Source organism: Methylophaga nitratireducenticrescens (assembly GCF_000260985.4).
Classification (GTDB): domain Bacteria; phylum Pseudomonadota; class Gammaproteobacteria; order Nitrosococcales; family Methylophagaceae; genus Methylophaga; species Methylophaga nitratireducenticrescens.
This window is the reverse complement of sequence record NC_017857.3, coordinates 1,706,064-1,721,931: the sequence shown is the minus strand read 5'-3', so window position 1 is coordinate 1,721,931 and position 15,868 is coordinate 1,706,064. Positions and strand designations below refer to the sequence as shown.

Here is a 15,868-nt window from a genome sequence, read left to right as displayed (position 1 = left end):
TTAATCAACCTCATTACGACTACGGGAAAGTAACAACACACCGATGATTAACCATCCCAGTAATATTAATAAAGGCCGGTAAATCAGATTCAGTTCGTTCTGTAAGGTAGGTGATTGATAATCAAATTGCTGCAGATTTACCAATTGCTCATTCGTGACTTTTTGTTCACGGTCATGGGCATGGTCGATTTGTTCTGCATGCAACTGATTCAGTTGCTTAATGAAATTAAAGCGAAATTGCTCCGCAGCGTTTTCATAATGCAAAAAACTACCCGCATTGGTCGCCGCAAAAATAGACGATAACTTATTGGCTAATAAATACGGTGAAAACCACGCTACATAACTGACCAGTTGATTTTGCTGCTCAGCAATTTGCATCAAGTTTTCATATTGTTGGGTAAATACTTCGCTGGTAATGCGCTCGCCTTCTTGCATCACGACACCACGCCAATTCACCGGAAGATCTTCAACACGTGAGACGCCATATTCTGCTAATACTTTTTCACGAAACTCGGAGAAATGTGGATCGTCAGGGTTATGGGAATCACCTACTTTGGCAATTTCCTGTGCCGTCTGAATATCAAACACCGCACGATCCGGCATCGGATATTGCATTTCTGCGAGACTGTAAGCCATTTTAGGCATCACAATCACCGTGAGCAGCCAGAACAACAGCAATGCAGACAGGCTTTGCTGATTAGTGCGACACCAGTTGGAGAACAATATCACTGCGATGGTCCAAAGCAGACAATAAAACAGGAACAAAACAAACATAGATCCCATGCGTAAAACATCACTTCCATGTACCTGAGTTTGTAGCATAAAGCCTATTGCAATAATAAAAATCACTAACAGAAAGACCAGCGAAATCAGGCTGTATGCCAGCGTTTTGCCAATTAATAGCTGTTTGACACTGATGCCTTGTGAGACCAGTTGCCGTAATGTTCCCTGACCACGCTCACCACTAACACTATTAAATGCCAATGCAATCAACACCAAAGGCCAGATCACCAGAATAATCGTCGCGCCTGACAGATATCCAAGTCTCATATAGGCCGTGCTACTGACATATTGTTTGAAGCTGCTGTTGTTTTGCCGATGCGCTTCCAGAAATAAAGCATTACCGACAAACGGATTTACACCGCTATCGATAAAGCTCAGCGGTGAGATGATACGAAACACCATCGTGCCGTAATGTGCTGCACGATGCGGATGCCGATCTGGCTGAGCATCCCATTCAGCATCATTCTGTTGCTGCCAAATGGTTTGCGCTTCAATAAAATCCTGCTGCTGTTGCCAATGTGAAAACGCAATTAATGCCGTTAACACCAGCAACAATGGCAACAGGATTTTCAGGGTCTGGCTGCGCCATTGCGTAATGAGCTCATGACGTGCAATTTCAATAATTGTCTGCATCATGATTAGAACTTGTACGCCACTGAAACGCTGGCATTGATACCGTCACCAGGTGAATGAATGGTGTCAACCGGATCGCCAGCATTCCCAAAGTCGTAGACGTATTCATAATATTCATTCATCAGATTATTAATCTGAAAATTGATATTGCCCCAGCTTGTCTCGTAATCAAGACTGGCATTCACCAGATTGTATTGACCAAACTTGCCGCCGGCATTTGCTTCATTAATGTAACCTGAGCTGCGCATAAGAAAAGAGGAACTAAAAGCCTGAGCCACGATCGAATCGTTTGACCAAAAACGAGAAACGAAAGGGCTCAAGTATGTACAATTTAGAGAAAATGTATTGCGAAGTCGATGATTTTTGCCAAAGATTTATCCCGGCCTGGCAACACCAGCAGATAGCAGCCGGAGATAAATGCCGGAACAAGCCTGGCAAGTTGTCGGAAAGTGAAGTCATCACTATTCTGATTTTATTTCACCAGCTCCGCTTCAGAGACTTCAAGACCTTTTATACACACTATGCTCGGAAGCACTTGAAGCAAGCTTTCCCCCAACTGGTTAGCTATACCCGCATGTTGAAACTGCTGCAAAGTGTGCTGGTTCCCCTGTGTGCCTTTATGACACAACGTTACGGCAAACCAACCGGCATCGCCTTTGTTGATTCAACCAAACTGGCGGTATGCCACAACATTCGCATTCCTCGAAACCGTGTCTTTAGCGGTGTTGCAGAGCGAGGCAAGGGCACCATGGGCTGGTTTTATGGCTTCAAGCTACACCTGTTAGTGAACGAACAAGGTGAAATACTTTCAGTAAAAATCACAACGGCCAATATTGATGACCGCAAGCCCATACCGGACATGGTCAAACAGCTATGGGGCACCTTGTATGGCGATAAAGGTTATCTGTCTCAAACACTTAAAGAGTCATTAGCCGAACAAGGCATTAAGCTGGTCACCGGCATTCGCAAGAATATGAAACCGCAACTGATGACGTTATGGGACCGGTTGATGTTGAGAAAACGCTATGTGATTGAAACAATATTTGACCAATTGAAGAATATTTCTCAAATCGAACACTCACGGCACCGCAGCCCTGTCAGCTTTATGGTCCACCTCATGGCTGGATTGGTGGCTTATACCTTCCAACCCAAGAAGCCTTCTATCAAGTTGAACAGGAATGAAAAGGGCGCGCTTATGCAGATCTGAGGTTAATGTAAGAAGATCCCTGGGCATCGTAGTGAAGACGTCCTGTCAGTGCCGGAGTAAACAGATAGCTAACACCCGTCGAAGCGGTATAGGAAGGAATACTGCGTAATTCATTTCCCTTGTCAGCTCCGGGACTTTGAATTTCTGAATCCACGGTGCTGAAGTTACCCCATAGGGTCAGTTTGTCAGTTGCCATCCAGCTCATGCCAAAATCCGCGCCCTGCCGCAGCGTTTCACCCACATTGCGAGCGAGGCCATCAACCAATACAAACTCGTCTTTAGCCTTCTGTTCCCAGTAAGATAAACGGAATTCGAGGCTATAGACTGGCATCCACTTCACCCCTAATTCCCAGCCATCATTGATGGATACATCACGAGCTGAACGATCGCCATCAGTATAGGCACTACTGCTGACCGGATGCTGGAAACTGCGTCCTGCATTGGCAAATAAAGTCACTTGATCAGTTGGGTAAAGAAACAGATTGAATTTGGGTTGAACTATTGTTCCATAGTCATAACTGTCTTGATTACTGATGACCTCATCTGCCGCATTACGTTGTTTAAAATCTCCATCAATCTGATCAGCACGTATAGCAGCATTCCAGGCGATAAACTCATTTGGTGCATGAGATACCTGCAGATAAGTAACTTTGCTGACAAAGTCATAGTCAAAGTTACGTGATACATTACTGGCATCACGTTGCCGTAAATTGTCGATGGTGCCAAAACGTTGCTCCAACACATCCTGGCGTTCAATATCAAATCCCCAGTTCAAGGCCCACTGCTCATTAATATCCCAGGACAATGTCGATATAAAGCCGTAATGATCCTGTTCATCATAACGATTGCCCAATGAACCAGCCTCACTAAACCGCACCCAACGCTCACGTTCGTAATAGTTGTAATACGCTTTGGCTGACCAGGTCAGATCATTACGTAAAGCAGTATCAAAATGCACGCTATATGATTGGGTTTCTTTATTGCCACCATCCTGGCTGGCATAAGCTGCAGAACGAGTCGGGTGTTTACGGGCTTCGTCTTGGGTCAGATAACCGGGCGCATCGGCATCATATTCTGCCATTCTGGCGATAAAGCCTATTGAAGTATCGTCGGTTAAATCATAAAACCAGCGACCACCGACACTGTATTTATCAATATCGTAATTATCCCGATAGCCTTCTGATTCACGGTAACCGACGAAATAGCTGTGCTGCAATCCACCGGTCTGTTCTCCCCAATATCCCTGAATCTCACGTGCGTTATAACTGCCGAGTGTTACTTCAACTTCACGGCCAATATCCGAACGGGTAGTAATATTGTAGTTACCCGCGACATTGAAAATACCATAACGTGGATCGCTGTTGCCTTTATAGACCTGAATCGTATCGATAAAGCCCGGAAACAACTGATCCATCTCACTGTAGCCGTTATGCAGATTGGACGGAATGCCATCAATTAACAGCTTGGCATGGGGAGTACTTCCCTCAGCAGCAAAGCCGCGAATACCAATATCGGTATTAATAATGCCCTGATTGTAACGGGCAAAATAAACACCCGGATTTTGGTAAACAATTCCATAGTGTTATTCACATGACTGATGGATAACTCTTCGCGCGAGATAATATCCTGTGAACCGGCCAGGTTTTCATCGGCATAATCCGGACGAGTTCCAAGTACCACTAAAGGGTCTATACGGGCAGCGGGTTCATTATCTGTCTCGGCAACAACCACAGATAACGGCAGAGCAGACACAATCAGGCTGCTGATAAGTGTTTTTTTCACGGTAAAGTCCTTTAGGTTCTTTTTTACTTTGATAGCCACCATCGCTGGAGACTATTTTTGTTCTACAAAGTAGTAATAGAGGGACAATCGTCCCAACAATTTAAGCTGCAAACTGATCAAAGTAACGTTGCGTTAGCTGATCCAATGTTAACGTTTGCGTGGTAATTAAATCGGTTAAATGACCTTGTTTCATAATGCCAATCCGGTCAGCAAGCTGATGAGCGCATAAAAGATCATGTGTGACGATCAACACGGCCGCACCGCGAGATTTAATCGTATTCACTACTTGAATAAAATCCTGAGTGGCAACCGGATCCAGCCCAGAGGTCGGCTCATCCATCAATATCAAACGGGCATGCTTTAACAAGGCAAATGCAATGGCCACTTTCTGGCGCATCCCTTTGGAATATTCAGCTAAGTGCTTGGAAAAGTCTGCCTGTTTAAGCCCTGCACTGATTAACGCTTCATGGACTTGCTGATCGGTTAATTTCATTTTGGCCAGCACCGCCAGATAGTGAATATTTTCAATGGCATCAAAACGTGGATATAGATTCACATTTTCTGGCACATACATGATTTTTTGTCGACAAGACGATGACTGTTGATAAAGATCCTGACCTTCTAAAGTGGCGCTGCCACTGGTTGGTGCGGTAAAGCCTAATAACATATTTAAGGTGGTGGTTTTACCTGCGCCATTTGCACCCAATAAACATAAAACTTCGCCAGAAGCGATTTTAAAGTCGAGATGATCAACGGCAATTCGATTACCAAATGATTTGGTTAACTGGTTCACTTCCAGCATGATTTCTCCTGGATTTAATTATTTATAAAGGGTGAAAAAGATTCTTAAAATACGATATATCACATCATTGTTAAGCCAAAAAAAGGGTTAACTATCCTGCTGGCAGGTTTCACATAATCCATGTAGTTCAAGTTGCGGACTGTTAAGCTGAAAATGATTATGCTCAATGCTCTCTTCGAGTGCATGAATCAGTTGCTTGTCTACCCCTATTTCTCTTACCTGCTGACAGTTATCACAAATCAAAAACTGTGGTGTCTGGTGTGAATGCGAGCAGGCAATATGAGCACAGGCAATAAATTTATTATTGGAGGCCAGTTTATGTACCAGGCTATTCTGCATTAGAAAGTCCAGCATTCGATAGACCGACATGACTGGAATATTTTCCTCGGTTTTCTGACGATACAAGTCAGCAATTTCATAAGCTGAACGAGGTGCTTGTGCGTTCAATAACACTTCGAGAATATGCTTGCGTTTACTGGTTAACCGCACACCATGGTCAACACAGCTACGTTCAGCTTGTTGCATTACTATATTGGTATCGACTTTCGCCATCACTGGATCCGGATAGAGGTTCGTTGTTGATTAAGTTTTAATTGCTGCTGGCCGGTCGGTAAAACCATCTGCACTTGCAAACTTTCCAGATTACTATAGACATCAAATAAATTGATTTTCAATTCGGTAATATTTTCAGGTTCTTCACAATGTAAAAAATAGCTGACATCTACGTCGGCGTGTCCTGCTTCGTCAGCGTCCGCAAACGGTTCTTCCACCTCGATTGATTCAGCCTTACAGCTCGAACCCTGAACTTCCACAAGGGTAGCAAGCATTTCAAGCTGTTGCAGCATATCCTGATAAATGGCTTTTTGCTGTTCTGTTTCCGGCTGATGTTCAAACCCCAGAAAATTCATTAATGGTGATTTTAAATGCATCATCAATTGGTGATCATCCATCACTAAATCCAATGTGGCCATTCCATGCACATGGGCACCATGATGGCGATGACCTGCATCATGATCATGATGTTCGTCCTGAGCATAGACAATAGAGCTCAGGTGCAAGCCACAAAACAGGGTGACTAAATATAATGCAACTCGCATGTCCAACAGTCTCCTACTCACTCGGCAAAATCCAGGGTCAGTAATAATCTTTTATCGGTCTTATTAATATGCGGTGAACGATGCACAATGCCATTCACCTGACTATTAATCCAGCCATCACCCTTGAACAATCCAACCTCTCCCTGCTGAAGTTGTTGAATATCCTGATGATGTCGATATATTCCTGACAAATGATCAGGTAATCCATTAGCACCAGCCCCCAGTTTTGAACGATCGACATCGTCTTCTTGCAACCATTCACTACCCTGTCCGTGATAGGTCATTACCAACCGACAAGCTAAATGATCAGTATGAAATCTGGGGCACATCGTCTCGTTTATCAGGCTGAGGCGCAAGCCTACAACATTTAAATCGAACAGATCTGCATACATTTCCACTAACTCACTGACATCATCAATAAATAAATGTCGTTGCGGATTCTCTGGTAATAATCCGCCAAGCCATTCACTGACTTCAGCTGGAGCAATTATTGTGCGTAATTGTAACGCATTGAGTCCTGCAGTGTTTTTTGCAATTGACGCTGCCAAATAACCAGATTGATATGCGGTTGATAAATTGAGGTCATCACTAAAGGCGAATCTGCTGTCTGCACATGCTCAAATACTGGATTGAAGGCTATAGCACTCTGATTCATTTCAAGCTGTCTCCCAGGCTGGGAAAGGATCGGGCAATGTCTCCCATAGCTGCTTCCCGGACAATAATTCACTGTCATTCAATAAACAGGCATCCAGTTCTGCTGTGACCATTTCAGCATTTAAGTTCTGACCAATAAACACCAGTTCCTGACGCATATCACCGAAGGGTTCCTGCCAGTTTTCTTTGATAGTCTTTTGACTTTCTTCATCCTGTGGCCAGCGATTTTCGGGGATGGCTTTCCAGAACATGCCGGCAAAACCATAGCGGGCAATCCCACCCGCCTGATTCCATTGACCGGCAAACTGCGGCCGACTGGCTAGCCAGAAATAGCCTTTGGAGCGGATTAACTTGCCGCAAGGCCAATCCTGATGCACAAAATCATAGAATTTCTGTGGGTGAAAAGGTCGTCTGGCAACATAGGTAAAACTACTGATGCCATATTCTTCGGTCTCGGGAATGTGTTCGCCGCGCATTTCTTTCAGCCATCCTGCTGCCTGCTCGGCTTTTTCAAAACTGAACTTCTGCGTACCCAATACTTTATCCAATGGGATCTGGCCATTTTCTATCGATATAATCTCTGCTTCAGTATTGAGGCTTTTCAAAATGCCCGTCAGCTCGGTTAGCTGTGCAGCAGTACATAAATCGGTTTTGCTTATCAAAATGACATCGCAAAACTCAACCTGATCCACCAGCAAATCTGCCACACTGCGCTGATCATCTTCACCTAGACTTTCACCAGTCTCCTGAAGTTGTTTGGCTTCATTAAAATCACTCAGGAAGTTCACCGCATCCACCACCGTCACCATGGTGTCGAGACGGGCTATCTGTGACAGGCTTTCTCCCTCTTCATCAGCAAAGGTAAACGTCTCTGCCACTGGTAACGGTTCGGAAATGCCGGTTGATTCAATGACCAGATAATCAAAACGTTGCTCTGCGGCCAGTTGACGAACCTCAATCAACAGATCTTCACGCAAGGTGCAACAGATACAGCCATTACTCATTTCAACCAGCTTTTCTTCTGCACGATTCAGTTGCACATCCTGCTGGATTTGCTGTGCATCGATATTGATTTCACTCATATCATTGACAATAACCGCCACTTTTCGACCTTCGCGGTTATTCAGAATATGGTTGAGAACGGTTGTTTTACCCGCACCAAGAAAGCCTGATAACACAGTAACTGGTAAACGTTTATCTGGATTTAACTTCATAGAGGCCTTCTTTTTGTTCATTAATGGTTTTGGCGTCAGTGCAATATTCGGCAGTCGGGCGTATCAGCAAACGAGCAATGCCGATCGGCTCACCGGTTTGCAGGCAATAACCATATTCCCCACTGCGAATGCGTTGCCTTGCTGCATCAATTTTGGGAATCAATTGACGTTTTCGGTCAGCAATACGCAAAGCAATTTGTGACTCCTCTTCCTGCTGCGCCCTATCCAGTACATCACTGACCTGGCTGTTGCCCAGCATTTGATTTTTTACTGCAGATATCTCATCCAGGGTTTCAGTTCTGAGTTGCTGCAGACGACGATCAAAAAAAGCCAACTGTTCAGCATTCATATACTCGGTCTCGGAAGCCGCTAATAAATCCTGTTCATCCATTTGCATTTCCTTGTGGAGCAGGAATGAGTCGCAGTGACAGATTTCGGTTCCAGAGATGGGCAGTAATCACCAGCAGTCCACCACTCAGAGTGATCCATGTCTCCAGAGATTCCGGACCGATTAATGCTGAAACCATGGTGAAAAGTCCTATTCCGCCGAGTAATAAAGGCCAACGATTTTTATGTCTGCGATAAGCTCCCGGTAAACTCAGGATCGCCAGCAGGATCACCGGAACGAGCATTACCTTATGCACCCATTCAGAAGTAAACCAATCCCCTAACAGTCCAGCTGTGCCAAATCCAATGACTATTGGTGTTAATAAGCAATGGATCATGCATGCACCTGAGCAGGCCACGGCCAAATCATCTTTCATTTTCAGCCACCTCATTAACTATGATATATCATATCATTTCAGTAAGCGCGGCAACTGTCAACCATTTAAAACAGAATTCTTATTCAGACATCCGTTTAATCAGGACATGTAATTCATAAAGTGTGGTTTGAAACGTGGTTTCCTGAGCATTGAATCCTGCCCGGCTGGCATGAACATCTCCGGCTAGATAACTGGCCAGTAAGTCATTTCCAGATTGAAAGATGTAATGATGAAATTGGCTTATCTGGTCAAGCGTGGCATCGTCCAGGTAATGATGATATCGGGCTTTTTCAAGCCAAATTCCGCAATGAGTATCGGATAATTGGGTTATAGGCCACTCGGTTTTAATCTCAGGCTCAACAAACAGTCTTTCCTGAAGTTGATGCAACCAGTATTTAAGATAAAAATAAAACAGACTGAGTCGTGCCTGTTTATGGTTTTTCAATAGACCCGATTGCGAACACCATTGCCTGAACGGCTGATATGAGCTTAAAAACTTCATCAGTTGATCAATAGGCAAAGGCTTGGCTAACGCATAGCCCTGTGCTTGATTACAGCCCATTGCCAATAGCACCTCACCGTGGGCAATAGATTCAACCCCTTCGGCAATGACCTGAATATTGAACGACTGTGCCAACGCAATAACACCTTCTACAATCTTGCAATCCTCAGGCTCGCTCAACATTCGTCTGACAAAGGTCTGATCTACTTTGACAACATCTACTGGTAAAACCCGGATATGGGTCAACGATGAATAGCCGGTACCAAAGTCATCCAGTGCCGTGGTAATGCCGAACTCTGATTTACAGAATTCGACCACATTACTGATAAGGCTCAAATCGCTTAACCGATTACTTTCCAGTATTTCAATCTGGAAGCGACTGGTGTCAAGGCCATGATAATGCTGTATCTGATATTTCAGCCAGTCAAAAAAGTCCGCTGTCGATAAGTGATATGCAGTGAGATTAATACTCAGCTGATAGTTATGACCATCCTGTTGCCAGGCTGCGAGCTGTTTTAATGCCTGACGGATAACCCACTGGCCAAGACTGACTTCCAATTCAGTATCATAAAGCTGGTCAATAAATTTATCCGGTGACAGCAGACCGCGTTTGGGATGTTGCCAGCGAATCAAGGCTTCAAAGCCAAAAATATGCCCGGTACTCAGCGTTACCTTGGGTTGATAAAACAGAACAAACTGATCTTCACTTATTGCAGTCGCAATTTCCCGCAGTTGCTGGTTACGCTCGGTGATCTGAACTTCCTCACCGGGATCATAAGCAAACACGGTAGATTTTCCATCCAGCTTGGCTTTATACATACATTGATCAGCATGGCGGATTAATGTGTCCAGACTGCCTTTATCTTCGGGATAAAGCGTATAGCCTACTGAAGCTGTAATCATCATCGGCACATCATTGATGATAAAGGGAAGCGATATGGCTGAAAGCACTTTATTAATGGTGTCTGTGGCAGCAGCATGGCTGGCAATACCACCGATAATCAGCACAAATTCATCACCACCATAGCGTACAATGCTATCGGTTTTCTTCAGAGCAGTTCGAACACGTTCCGGAACCTGTTCCAACAATTGGTCAGCGGTAACCTTGCCATGAATATCATTAATACTTTTGAACTCATCCAGATCCATAAAGGCCACGACCAGTTTTTCATCCTTCTGGTCTGCAAGAGCACTCATGTGACGGAATTCATTTTCCAGCCGGTTTTTATTGAGGATCTGATGTGAATTTCGATTAAGAACCAGATCAGAAAGAACAGCACGATACTTCCTGTCGGTGGTGATATCACTTAAATGACCCAAGTAAAACACTTTGCCGTGGGCATTGATTCGTTTAACACTAAACCGGGCTATATAGTGCGATCCATCTTTGCGTTTATTGGACACTTCGCCTTGCCAGAAACCATTGCGCTGCAATGACTGCCATAGAGATTGATTAAATATTTTATTTTGGCTTTCAGCACTAAGGATTTGTGGTTTGCTACCGATAAGATCAGAACGGGAGTAGCCAGTGATATGCTGCATAGCTTCATTAATATCAACAATGTTCTGCTGTTCATCCGTGATGACGATGCCTTCATGTGCGAATTTGAAAGCATTCTCTAATAATGTGTTTCTCACACTACGTGCCTTGTCCTTAATGTTGATCTTTTGCCATACGTTCCGTCAGCCGTGCAAGCCCAGTTCACAAGGCTTTCACGCTTACTGAGCAACACTGGCTTATCTAAATACCACGGTAATAGATACCATTGGTAATGAAACTACAGATGGTAACTAACTATGTCAATAACAACTGTTTACACTCTTTAATTGATGAGCGCGAGAAAAGGACCCTTTGGCCTCAGACTGCCTGCTGAGCTTATGTCTTGGCTACGTTCTGAGGCGACACAGCACAATCGGAGCACGACCAGTGAGGCATTGTTTTTATTACAAAATAGCCTGACTCATCGCTTCGGCAAAACGACTGTGCAAGAATTTCTGCTAAAACACCCTACCACTACCTTCACCGAAGCGTTTGGGTTACGCATACCTGATGATCTGAAAAGCCTGTTGCGCGATTTCAGTCAACAACATGAGATCAGCCTGAATCTGGAAATCGTTATGCGTCTGACCCAGTCTTATGAAAAACATCGCCGCCATTCTGTTGCGGTTAAAATAAGACCGAACGGTTGCCGTACCATTGCTAATGGTGAATTAGTCATTTCAGATTCAGAAGAACAACTACTGTGTATGTTTCGTGGACTCAATGAAACGAACAAAAAGGTGATTATGACCTTAATCAATAATCTCGCTGCCAACGACTGAGATATTCTCAGTTTTATTTGGCGAAACGTCTTTGCTCCATTAAAAATCCCGACTATGATCGCGGTCTTGACTGACTCTTTGGCTGCAATTCATGCAAACACCTACATCCTCTCAAATCTCTTTTCAAAACAAATTAGAGCGCCTGCGACAAAATCGTTTGTTCGAAATTATCGTGGTCAGCGTTATTTTGTTTTCTGCCATGGTCACGGGGGTCAAAACCTATGAAATCCCTCTGCAGGTTCTGCGCTTAGTCGACTGGCTGGATTATGCGATTACCCTCTTTTTTGTTGTCGAAATAAGCGTTCGTTTTCTGGCAGAACCCAATAAGCGGGATTTTTTCAAAAGTGGCTGGAATGTGTTTGACACCCTTATCGTCACGGTCTCTTTGATACCGGTCAATGATAGTGAACTGGCTTATGTGGCCCGGTTGATACGTATCTTTCGGGTTTTACGGATGGTCTCGGTAATTCCCGAACTACGTCATTTGCTTAATTCTCTACTTAAGGCGTTACCTCAGCTTGGTTATGTTGCCTTGATGATGTTTATTATCGTCTATATCTTTGCCGCGATTGGCACCACGCTGTTCGAAGGGATAAATGATTTTCTTTGGGGTGATATTGCTGTCTCAATGCTGACGTTGTTCCGGGTAATGACATTTGAGGACTGGACTGATGTTATGTACGAGACCATGGCAGTGTATCCACTAAGCTGGATTTATTATCTGATGTTTATCTTCCTCAATACTTTTGCCTTCCTCAATATGCTGATTGGTATTGTCGTCAATGTAATGGAACAGGAGCGTGCCGAAGAACATGAAGAAGCGCATAAAAACGATATGACCATTGAACACTTGTCGGCACAGCTTGAAGAGCTCAAGCAACTCATCAAAGCAAAATCCTGATTTCAGCAGTGGCTGGCAAAATGTAATCACTCATCTTCACATCCGATTCACAGTTGGCATTCGATCATTGAGATCTCTAATCAGGAGGGATGTCGATGTTTGGTCGTAAATTATCTCTGTTGCTGTTTATCACGCTGTTAGCAGGATGTCAGTCAATGTCAAAACCGATTCGTACCGAAAATAATGTAGATATAAAGCGCTTTATGGGTGATTGGTATGTCATTGCCAATATTCCGACCTTTATTGAAAAAGGTGCTCACAACGCTGTCGAAACTTATGAACTGAATGACGATGGCGCTATCGCCACCACATTTACCTTTAACAAAGACGGTTTTGATGGCGAACAGAAACAATACCATCCAAAAGGCTTCGTTATGGATGACGGGTCAAATGCGGTTTGGGGTATGCAGTTTATCTGGCCCTTCAAAGCAGATTATCGAATCGTCTATCTGAATGACGACTACACTCAGACAATTGTAGGTCGCGAAAAACGCGATTATGTGTGGATAATGGCGCGAACACCGCATATTCCGGAACAGGATTATCTCAAGATGCTGCAACTGCTTGCTGAGCAGGGTTATGATATTTCACAGATTAAGAAAGTACCGCAACGCTGGTAAACCCATATCGTAAAACGGTATATATAAATCTGTATTAATTAATTCTTTTTATATTGAATTATTGCGATGATAGTCGCCTTCTAACTGTTCAGGCGATACAAATAAATGTCATGGGAAGCTTGGTTTACCATCTGCGTGACCTGTGGGGTCCTGCTGGTTTTAACATTCACACGGGTACGCCCGCACATTGCCATGATTACGGCGATGACGGTGTTATTAGCTACCGGAGTTCTGAGTGGCCCACAGGCCCTGGCTGGTTTTAGTAATGAAGGATTGATTACCGTTGCTGCGATGTTCATTGTTGCAGCCGGCTTACATGCCTCTGGTGGTGTGGATATTCTTGTTAAATCATTGCTAGGCTCCCCAAAATCTATCCGAGGTTCCTACCTGCGGATGTTTACACCGGTGTTTTTTCTCAGTGCTTTTTTAAACAATACGCCCGTGGTAGCCACCATGATTCCGGGGCTGCTTGCCTGGTGCAAACGAATTAACATCAATCCCTCGAAACTTATGATTCCTCTGAGTTACACGGCTATTCTGGGCGGGACACTGACATTAATTGGCACCAGTACCAACCTTGTTTTAAATGGTCAATATCAATCATTAACCGGTGAAGCTGGTTTTTCAATTTTTTCCATCACGATTATTGGTTTACCTGTCGCCATTTGTGGCTTGATTTTTATGTGGCTGTTTTTTCCTAAATGGCTGCCTGATATCGGGAAAAGTCACGCATTTGAAAATGTTCGGGAGTTCACCCTGGAAGTGATGGTCGAGGCAAATGGCCCATTGGTTGGACAAAGTATTCAACAAGCTGGTTTGCGTGAGCAGAAAAGTGTTTATCTGGTAGAAATTGAGCGAAACGGAACATTGTTAACGGCAGTAACGCCTGAACAACGCCTGCAAGGTGGTGATCGTCTGGTGTTTGCCGGAGACACTCAGGGCATTACTGATTTACTTCGCATCAGAGGTATTGTTGCCTCTACTTCCGATGCAGAAAGCACTGTACTTTCTGCAGATCGTCCGGAAAGAAGCCTGGTGGAAGCTGTCGTTTCACCGCACTGTGCAGCCATTGGCGAAACCATTCGCGAAGCAAAATTCCGTCAGCGATATGGTGCGGTGATAATGGCTGTAGCCAGAAATGGTGAACGTATCGTAGGCAACCTGAGCACTATTGTTTTAAAAGCAGGTGACTCTCTGTTGTTGGAGGCCAGACCAGCTTTTGTCAGTCGACAACGTTATAACAAAGACTTCTTATTGATTAATGATTTGGGCAAAGAATCTCCCAATCATGATAAAGCAGCGCTTGCCTGGGTGATTTTGATCGCTCTGGTAGCTGCAGCTGGATTCGGTATTATTGATATGCTGCATGCGTCATTAATTGGGGCAACATTGATGATATTGACCGGTTGTTGCTCAGTAAGTCAGGCAGAGCGTAGCCTTGATCTGACTGTTATTTTAACCATTGCCGCATCGTTTGCCTTAGGTGTCGCTCTGCAGCAGACAGGGGTTGCTGATGTGGTGGCGAGCGGTATTGTTTCATTAAGCCAGAATCAACCCTGGTTAATGCTGGTGATGACCTATATCGCTGTGTCTGTACTGACCGAAGTGATTACCAATAATGCAGCAGCGGTATTAATGTTGCCGATTGTGCTGGAATTAACATCTAAAGCCGAACTGCACAATGAACCATTCGTGTTTGCGATTATGATGGCGGCATCAGCAAGTTTTGCTACCCCACTGGGCTATCAGACAAATCTAATGGTGTATGGTCCGGGGGGATATCATTTCCGTGACTTTTTAACAGTAGGTATTCCGATGAATTTATTTATTGGAGCGGTGACGATTAGCGTCATCATGTTGATCTGGCCAATTAATTAATTTTATGCAAAGTATGAAGCCACAAATTCAACTCGCTTGCCAGCAGGATATTCCTGCACTTGTCAGACTGTTAACGGCATGTGCAAATCATATGTATCAGCAGGGTATGACACATTGGTTGGGTGTTTATGATGAACAATCCGTCCGGGAGAATCTGTTACAGAAGACGGTTTATATTCTTAAACAGGATTCACAGGTTTCAGGTTGTGTCGCTTTAGGCATTAAACCTGCCGATTATTATGTCGATTGCTGGCCAGATGTGCCGAAGGCTGACTTTTATCTGACTCAACTGGCTGTCCATCCACAGCATCAGCAATCGGGTTATGGACGGCTTCTGTTGCAACATTGTCTGAAGTTAATCAATGGACGTACCCTGCAATTGGATGCTGTCGCCCACTACCCTGAGCTATTGGCGTTTTATCGAAAGGCCGGTTTCAGCCAAATAGCCGAGGGTATTGGTCTGGGTGACCGGCGTTTTCTGTTTGAGTACGACAACTTATAAAAGAGTAGTCAGGGTTTCTTTTATGGCCTGTTGCATCGTGCTGCTCCCAGAGTTTATTATTGGTTGGCTTGGGGCTTGTTGAGCTTTCAGAGCCCCAGCCCTGCGGGTTGAGGCTGAAAATGTACTACTTATGTCCACGGATGGACAGGCCGCTATCGCTATCCCTGCTATCACGGCATTTGGGCACCCTTGCCCATCATATGCCGG

At 44.3% G+C, this 15,868-nt stretch carries 17 protein-coding genes and 1 pseudogene; 6 read left to right on the top strand and 12 right to left on the bottom strand.

What is annotated here, in order from left to right; genetic code table 11:
* Both Q7A_RS08315 and Q7A_RS08310 read right to left on the bottom strand, forming a co-directional pair.
* A complete protein-coding gene (locus tag Q7A_RS08315; protein WP_014706905.1) occupies nt 1-1,419 on the bottom strand; it encodes an ABC transporter permease in 1,419 nt (472 codons plus the stop codon).
* 2 nt (nt 1,420-1,421) lie between these two features.
* Nucleotides 1,422-1,694 carry a hypothetical protein gene (locus Q7A_RS08310; protein WP_174672465.1) on the bottom strand — a complete coding sequence of 91 codons (273 nt, stop codon included), beginning with the start codon at nt 1,692-1,694 and terminating at the stop codon, nt 1,422-1,424.
* A gap of 44 nt (nt 1,695-1,738) precedes the next feature.
* Between Q7A_RS08310 and Q7A_RS08305 the strand changes: the two genes are divergently transcribed.
* Nucleotides 1,739-2,623 carry an IS982 family transposase gene (locus Q7A_RS08305; RefSeq protein ID WP_014706222.1) on the top strand — a complete coding sequence of 295 codons (885 nt, stop codon included), beginning with the start codon at nt 1,739-1,741 and terminating at the stop codon, nt 2,621-2,623.
* Here Q7A_RS08305 and Q7A_RS08300 read toward each other — a convergent pair.
* The 10 genes and pseudogenes from Q7A_RS08300 to Q7A_RS08255 form a co-directional block, all read right to left on the bottom strand.
* The gene (locus tag Q7A_RS08300; protein ID WP_238595968.1) at nt 2,610-4,127 is read right to left on the bottom strand and encodes a TonB-dependent receptor; all 1,518 of its coding nucleotides are present in this window, start codon (nt 4,125-4,127) and stop codon (nt 2,610-2,612) included. The two genes, Q7A_RS08305 and Q7A_RS08300, sit on opposite strands and share 14 nt — an antisense overlap.
* On the bottom strand, nt 4,079-4,405 hold the full coding sequence (locus Q7A_RS15530; RefSeq protein ID WP_014706902.1) for a hypothetical protein: 327 nt from the start codon (nt 4,403-4,405) through the stop codon (nt 4,079-4,081). Before Q7A_RS15530 ends, Q7A_RS08300 begins: the two co-directional genes overlap by 49 nt.
* A gap of 100 nt (nt 4,406-4,505) precedes the next feature.
* Complete coding sequence (locus Q7A_RS08290; protein ID WP_014706901.1) at nt 4,506-5,207, bottom strand: ABC transporter ATP-binding protein; 702 nt, start codon at nt 5,205-5,207, stop codon at nt 4,506-4,508.
* An 87-nt stretch (nt 5,208-5,294) separates the two neighbouring features.
* Nucleotides 5,295-5,759, bottom strand: a complete 465-nt coding sequence (locus tag Q7A_RS08285; protein ID WP_014706900.1) for a Fur family transcriptional regulator — start codon at nt 5,757-5,759, stop codon at nt 5,295-5,297.
* Nucleotides 5,759-6,304: a ZrgA family zinc uptake protein gene (locus Q7A_RS08280; protein ID WP_014706899.1), complete on the bottom strand. Its 546-nt coding sequence runs from the start codon at nt 6,302-6,304 to the stop codon at nt 5,759-5,761. The genes Q7A_RS08285 and Q7A_RS08280 overlap by 1 nt, the downstream gene beginning before the upstream one ends.
* A gap of 17 nt (nt 6,305-6,321) precedes the next feature.
* Nucleotides 6,322-6,890 (bottom strand): annotated as a pseudogene (locus tag Q7A_RS08275) (DUF1826 domain-containing protein).
* A 70-nt stretch (nt 6,891-6,960) separates the two neighbouring features.
* Nucleotides 6,961-8,172 carry a zinc metallochaperone GTPase ZigA gene (gene zigA / locus Q7A_RS08270; RefSeq protein ID WP_014706896.1) on the bottom strand — a complete coding sequence of 404 codons (1,212 nt, stop codon included), beginning with the start codon at nt 8,170-8,172 and terminating at the stop codon, nt 6,961-6,963.
* On the bottom strand, nt 8,153-8,563 hold the full coding sequence (locus Q7A_RS08265) for a TraR/DksA C4-type zinc finger protein (RefSeq protein WP_014706895.1): 411 nt from the start codon (nt 8,561-8,563) through the stop codon (nt 8,153-8,155). The genes zigA and Q7A_RS08265 overlap by 20 nt, the downstream gene beginning before the upstream one ends.
* On the bottom strand, nt 8,556-8,936 hold the full coding sequence (locus tag Q7A_RS08260) for a MerC domain-containing protein (RefSeq protein ID WP_014706894.1): 381 nt from the start codon (nt 8,934-8,936) through the stop codon (nt 8,556-8,558). The genes Q7A_RS08265 and Q7A_RS08260 overlap by 8 nt, the downstream gene beginning before the upstream one ends.
* A 79-nt stretch (nt 8,937-9,015) precedes the next feature.
* Nucleotides 9,016-11,076, bottom strand: a complete 2,061-nt coding sequence (locus tag Q7A_RS08255; protein WP_014706893.1) for a sensor domain-containing protein — start codon at nt 11,074-11,076, stop codon at nt 9,016-9,018.
* Nucleotides 11,077-11,268: 192 nt separating this feature from the next.
* Here Q7A_RS08255 and Q7A_RS08250 point away from each other — a divergent pair, with 192 nt between their 5' ends.
* From Q7A_RS08250 to Q7A_RS08230, 5 genes are all read left to right on the top strand, one after another.
* Nucleotides 11,269-11,760 (top strand): Arc family DNA-binding protein, encoded by a 492-nt coding sequence (locus Q7A_RS08250; protein ID WP_151903909.1) that lies wholly within the window; start codon nt 11,269-11,271, stop codon nt 11,758-11,760.
* Nucleotides 11,761-11,851: 91 nt separating this feature from the next.
* On the top strand, nt 11,852-12,661 hold the full coding sequence (locus Q7A_RS08245) for an ion transporter (protein WP_014706891.1): 810 nt from the start codon (nt 11,852-11,854) through the stop codon (nt 12,659-12,661).
* A 95-nt stretch (nt 12,662-12,756) separates the two neighbouring features.
* Entirely contained in the window at nt 12,757-13,281 is a 525-nt protein-coding gene (locus Q7A_RS08240) for a lipocalin family protein (RefSeq protein WP_014706890.1), read from the top strand.
* Between the two features lie 105 nt (nt 13,282-13,386).
* The gene (locus Q7A_RS08235; RefSeq protein ID WP_041354460.1) at nt 13,387-15,159 is read left to right on the top strand and encodes an SLC13 family permease; all 1,773 of its coding nucleotides are present in this window, start codon (nt 13,387-13,389) and stop codon (nt 15,157-15,159) included.
* Nucleotides 15,160-15,172: 13 nt separating this feature from the next.
* Nucleotides 15,173-15,661, top strand: coding sequence for a GNAT family N-acetyltransferase (locus Q7A_RS08230; protein WP_238595891.1), 489 nt, complete (start codon nt 15,173-15,175; stop codon nt 15,659-15,661).
* Nucleotides 15,662-15,868: the final 207 nt, after the last annotated feature.

Excerpts from the sequence above, each read along its gene's own strand:
- Q7A_RS08280 (WP_014706899.1), bottom strand. The coding sequence starts at position 6,304 with ATGCGAGTTGCATTATATTTAGTCACCCTGTTTTGTGGCTTGCACCTG.
- Q7A_RS08245 (WP_014706891.1), top strand. The coding sequence starts at position 11,852 with ATGCAAACACCTACATCCTCTCAAATCTCTTTTCAAAACAAATTAGAG.
- Q7A_RS08285 (WP_014706900.1), bottom strand. The coding sequence starts at position 5,759 with ATGGCGAAAGTCGATACCAATATAGTAATGCAACAAGCTGAACGTAGC.
- Q7A_RS08290 (WP_014706901.1), bottom strand. The coding sequence starts at position 5,207 with ATGCTGGAAGTGAACCAGTTAACCAAATCATTTGGTAATCGAATTGCC.
- Q7A_RS08260 (WP_014706894.1), bottom strand. The coding sequence starts at position 8,936 with ATGAAAGATGATTTGGCCGTGGCCTGCTCAGGTGCATGCATGATCCAT.
- Q7A_RS08235 (WP_041354460.1), top strand. The coding sequence starts at position 13,387 with ATGTCATGGGAAGCTTGGTTTACCATCTGCGTGACCTGTGGGGTCCTG.
- Q7A_RS08305 (WP_014706222.1), top strand. The coding sequence starts at position 1,739 with ATGTACAATTTAGAGAAAATGTATTGCGAAGTCGATGATTTTTGCCAA.
- Q7A_RS08265 (WP_014706895.1), bottom strand. The coding sequence starts at position 8,563 with ATGGATGAACAGGATTTATTAGCGGCTTCCGAGACCGAGTATATGAAT.
- Q7A_RS08315 (WP_014706905.1), bottom strand. The coding sequence starts at position 1,419 with ATGATGCAGACAATTATTGAAATTGCACGTCATGAGCTCATTACGCAA.
- Q7A_RS08250 (WP_151903909.1), top strand. The coding sequence starts at position 11,269 with ATGAGCGCGAGAAAAGGACCCTTTGGCCTCAGACTGCCTGCTGAGCTT.
- Q7A_RS08230 (WP_238595891.1), top strand. The coding sequence starts at position 15,173 with ATGAAGCCACAAATTCAACTCGCTTGCCAGCAGGATATTCCTGCACTT.
- Q7A_RS08240 (WP_014706890.1), top strand. The coding sequence starts at position 12,757 with ATGTTTGGTCGTAAATTATCTCTGTTGCTGTTTATCACGCTGTTAGCA.
- zigA (WP_014706896.1), bottom strand. The coding sequence starts at position 8,172 with ATGAAGTTAAATCCAGATAAACGTTTACCAGTTACTGTGTTATCAGGC.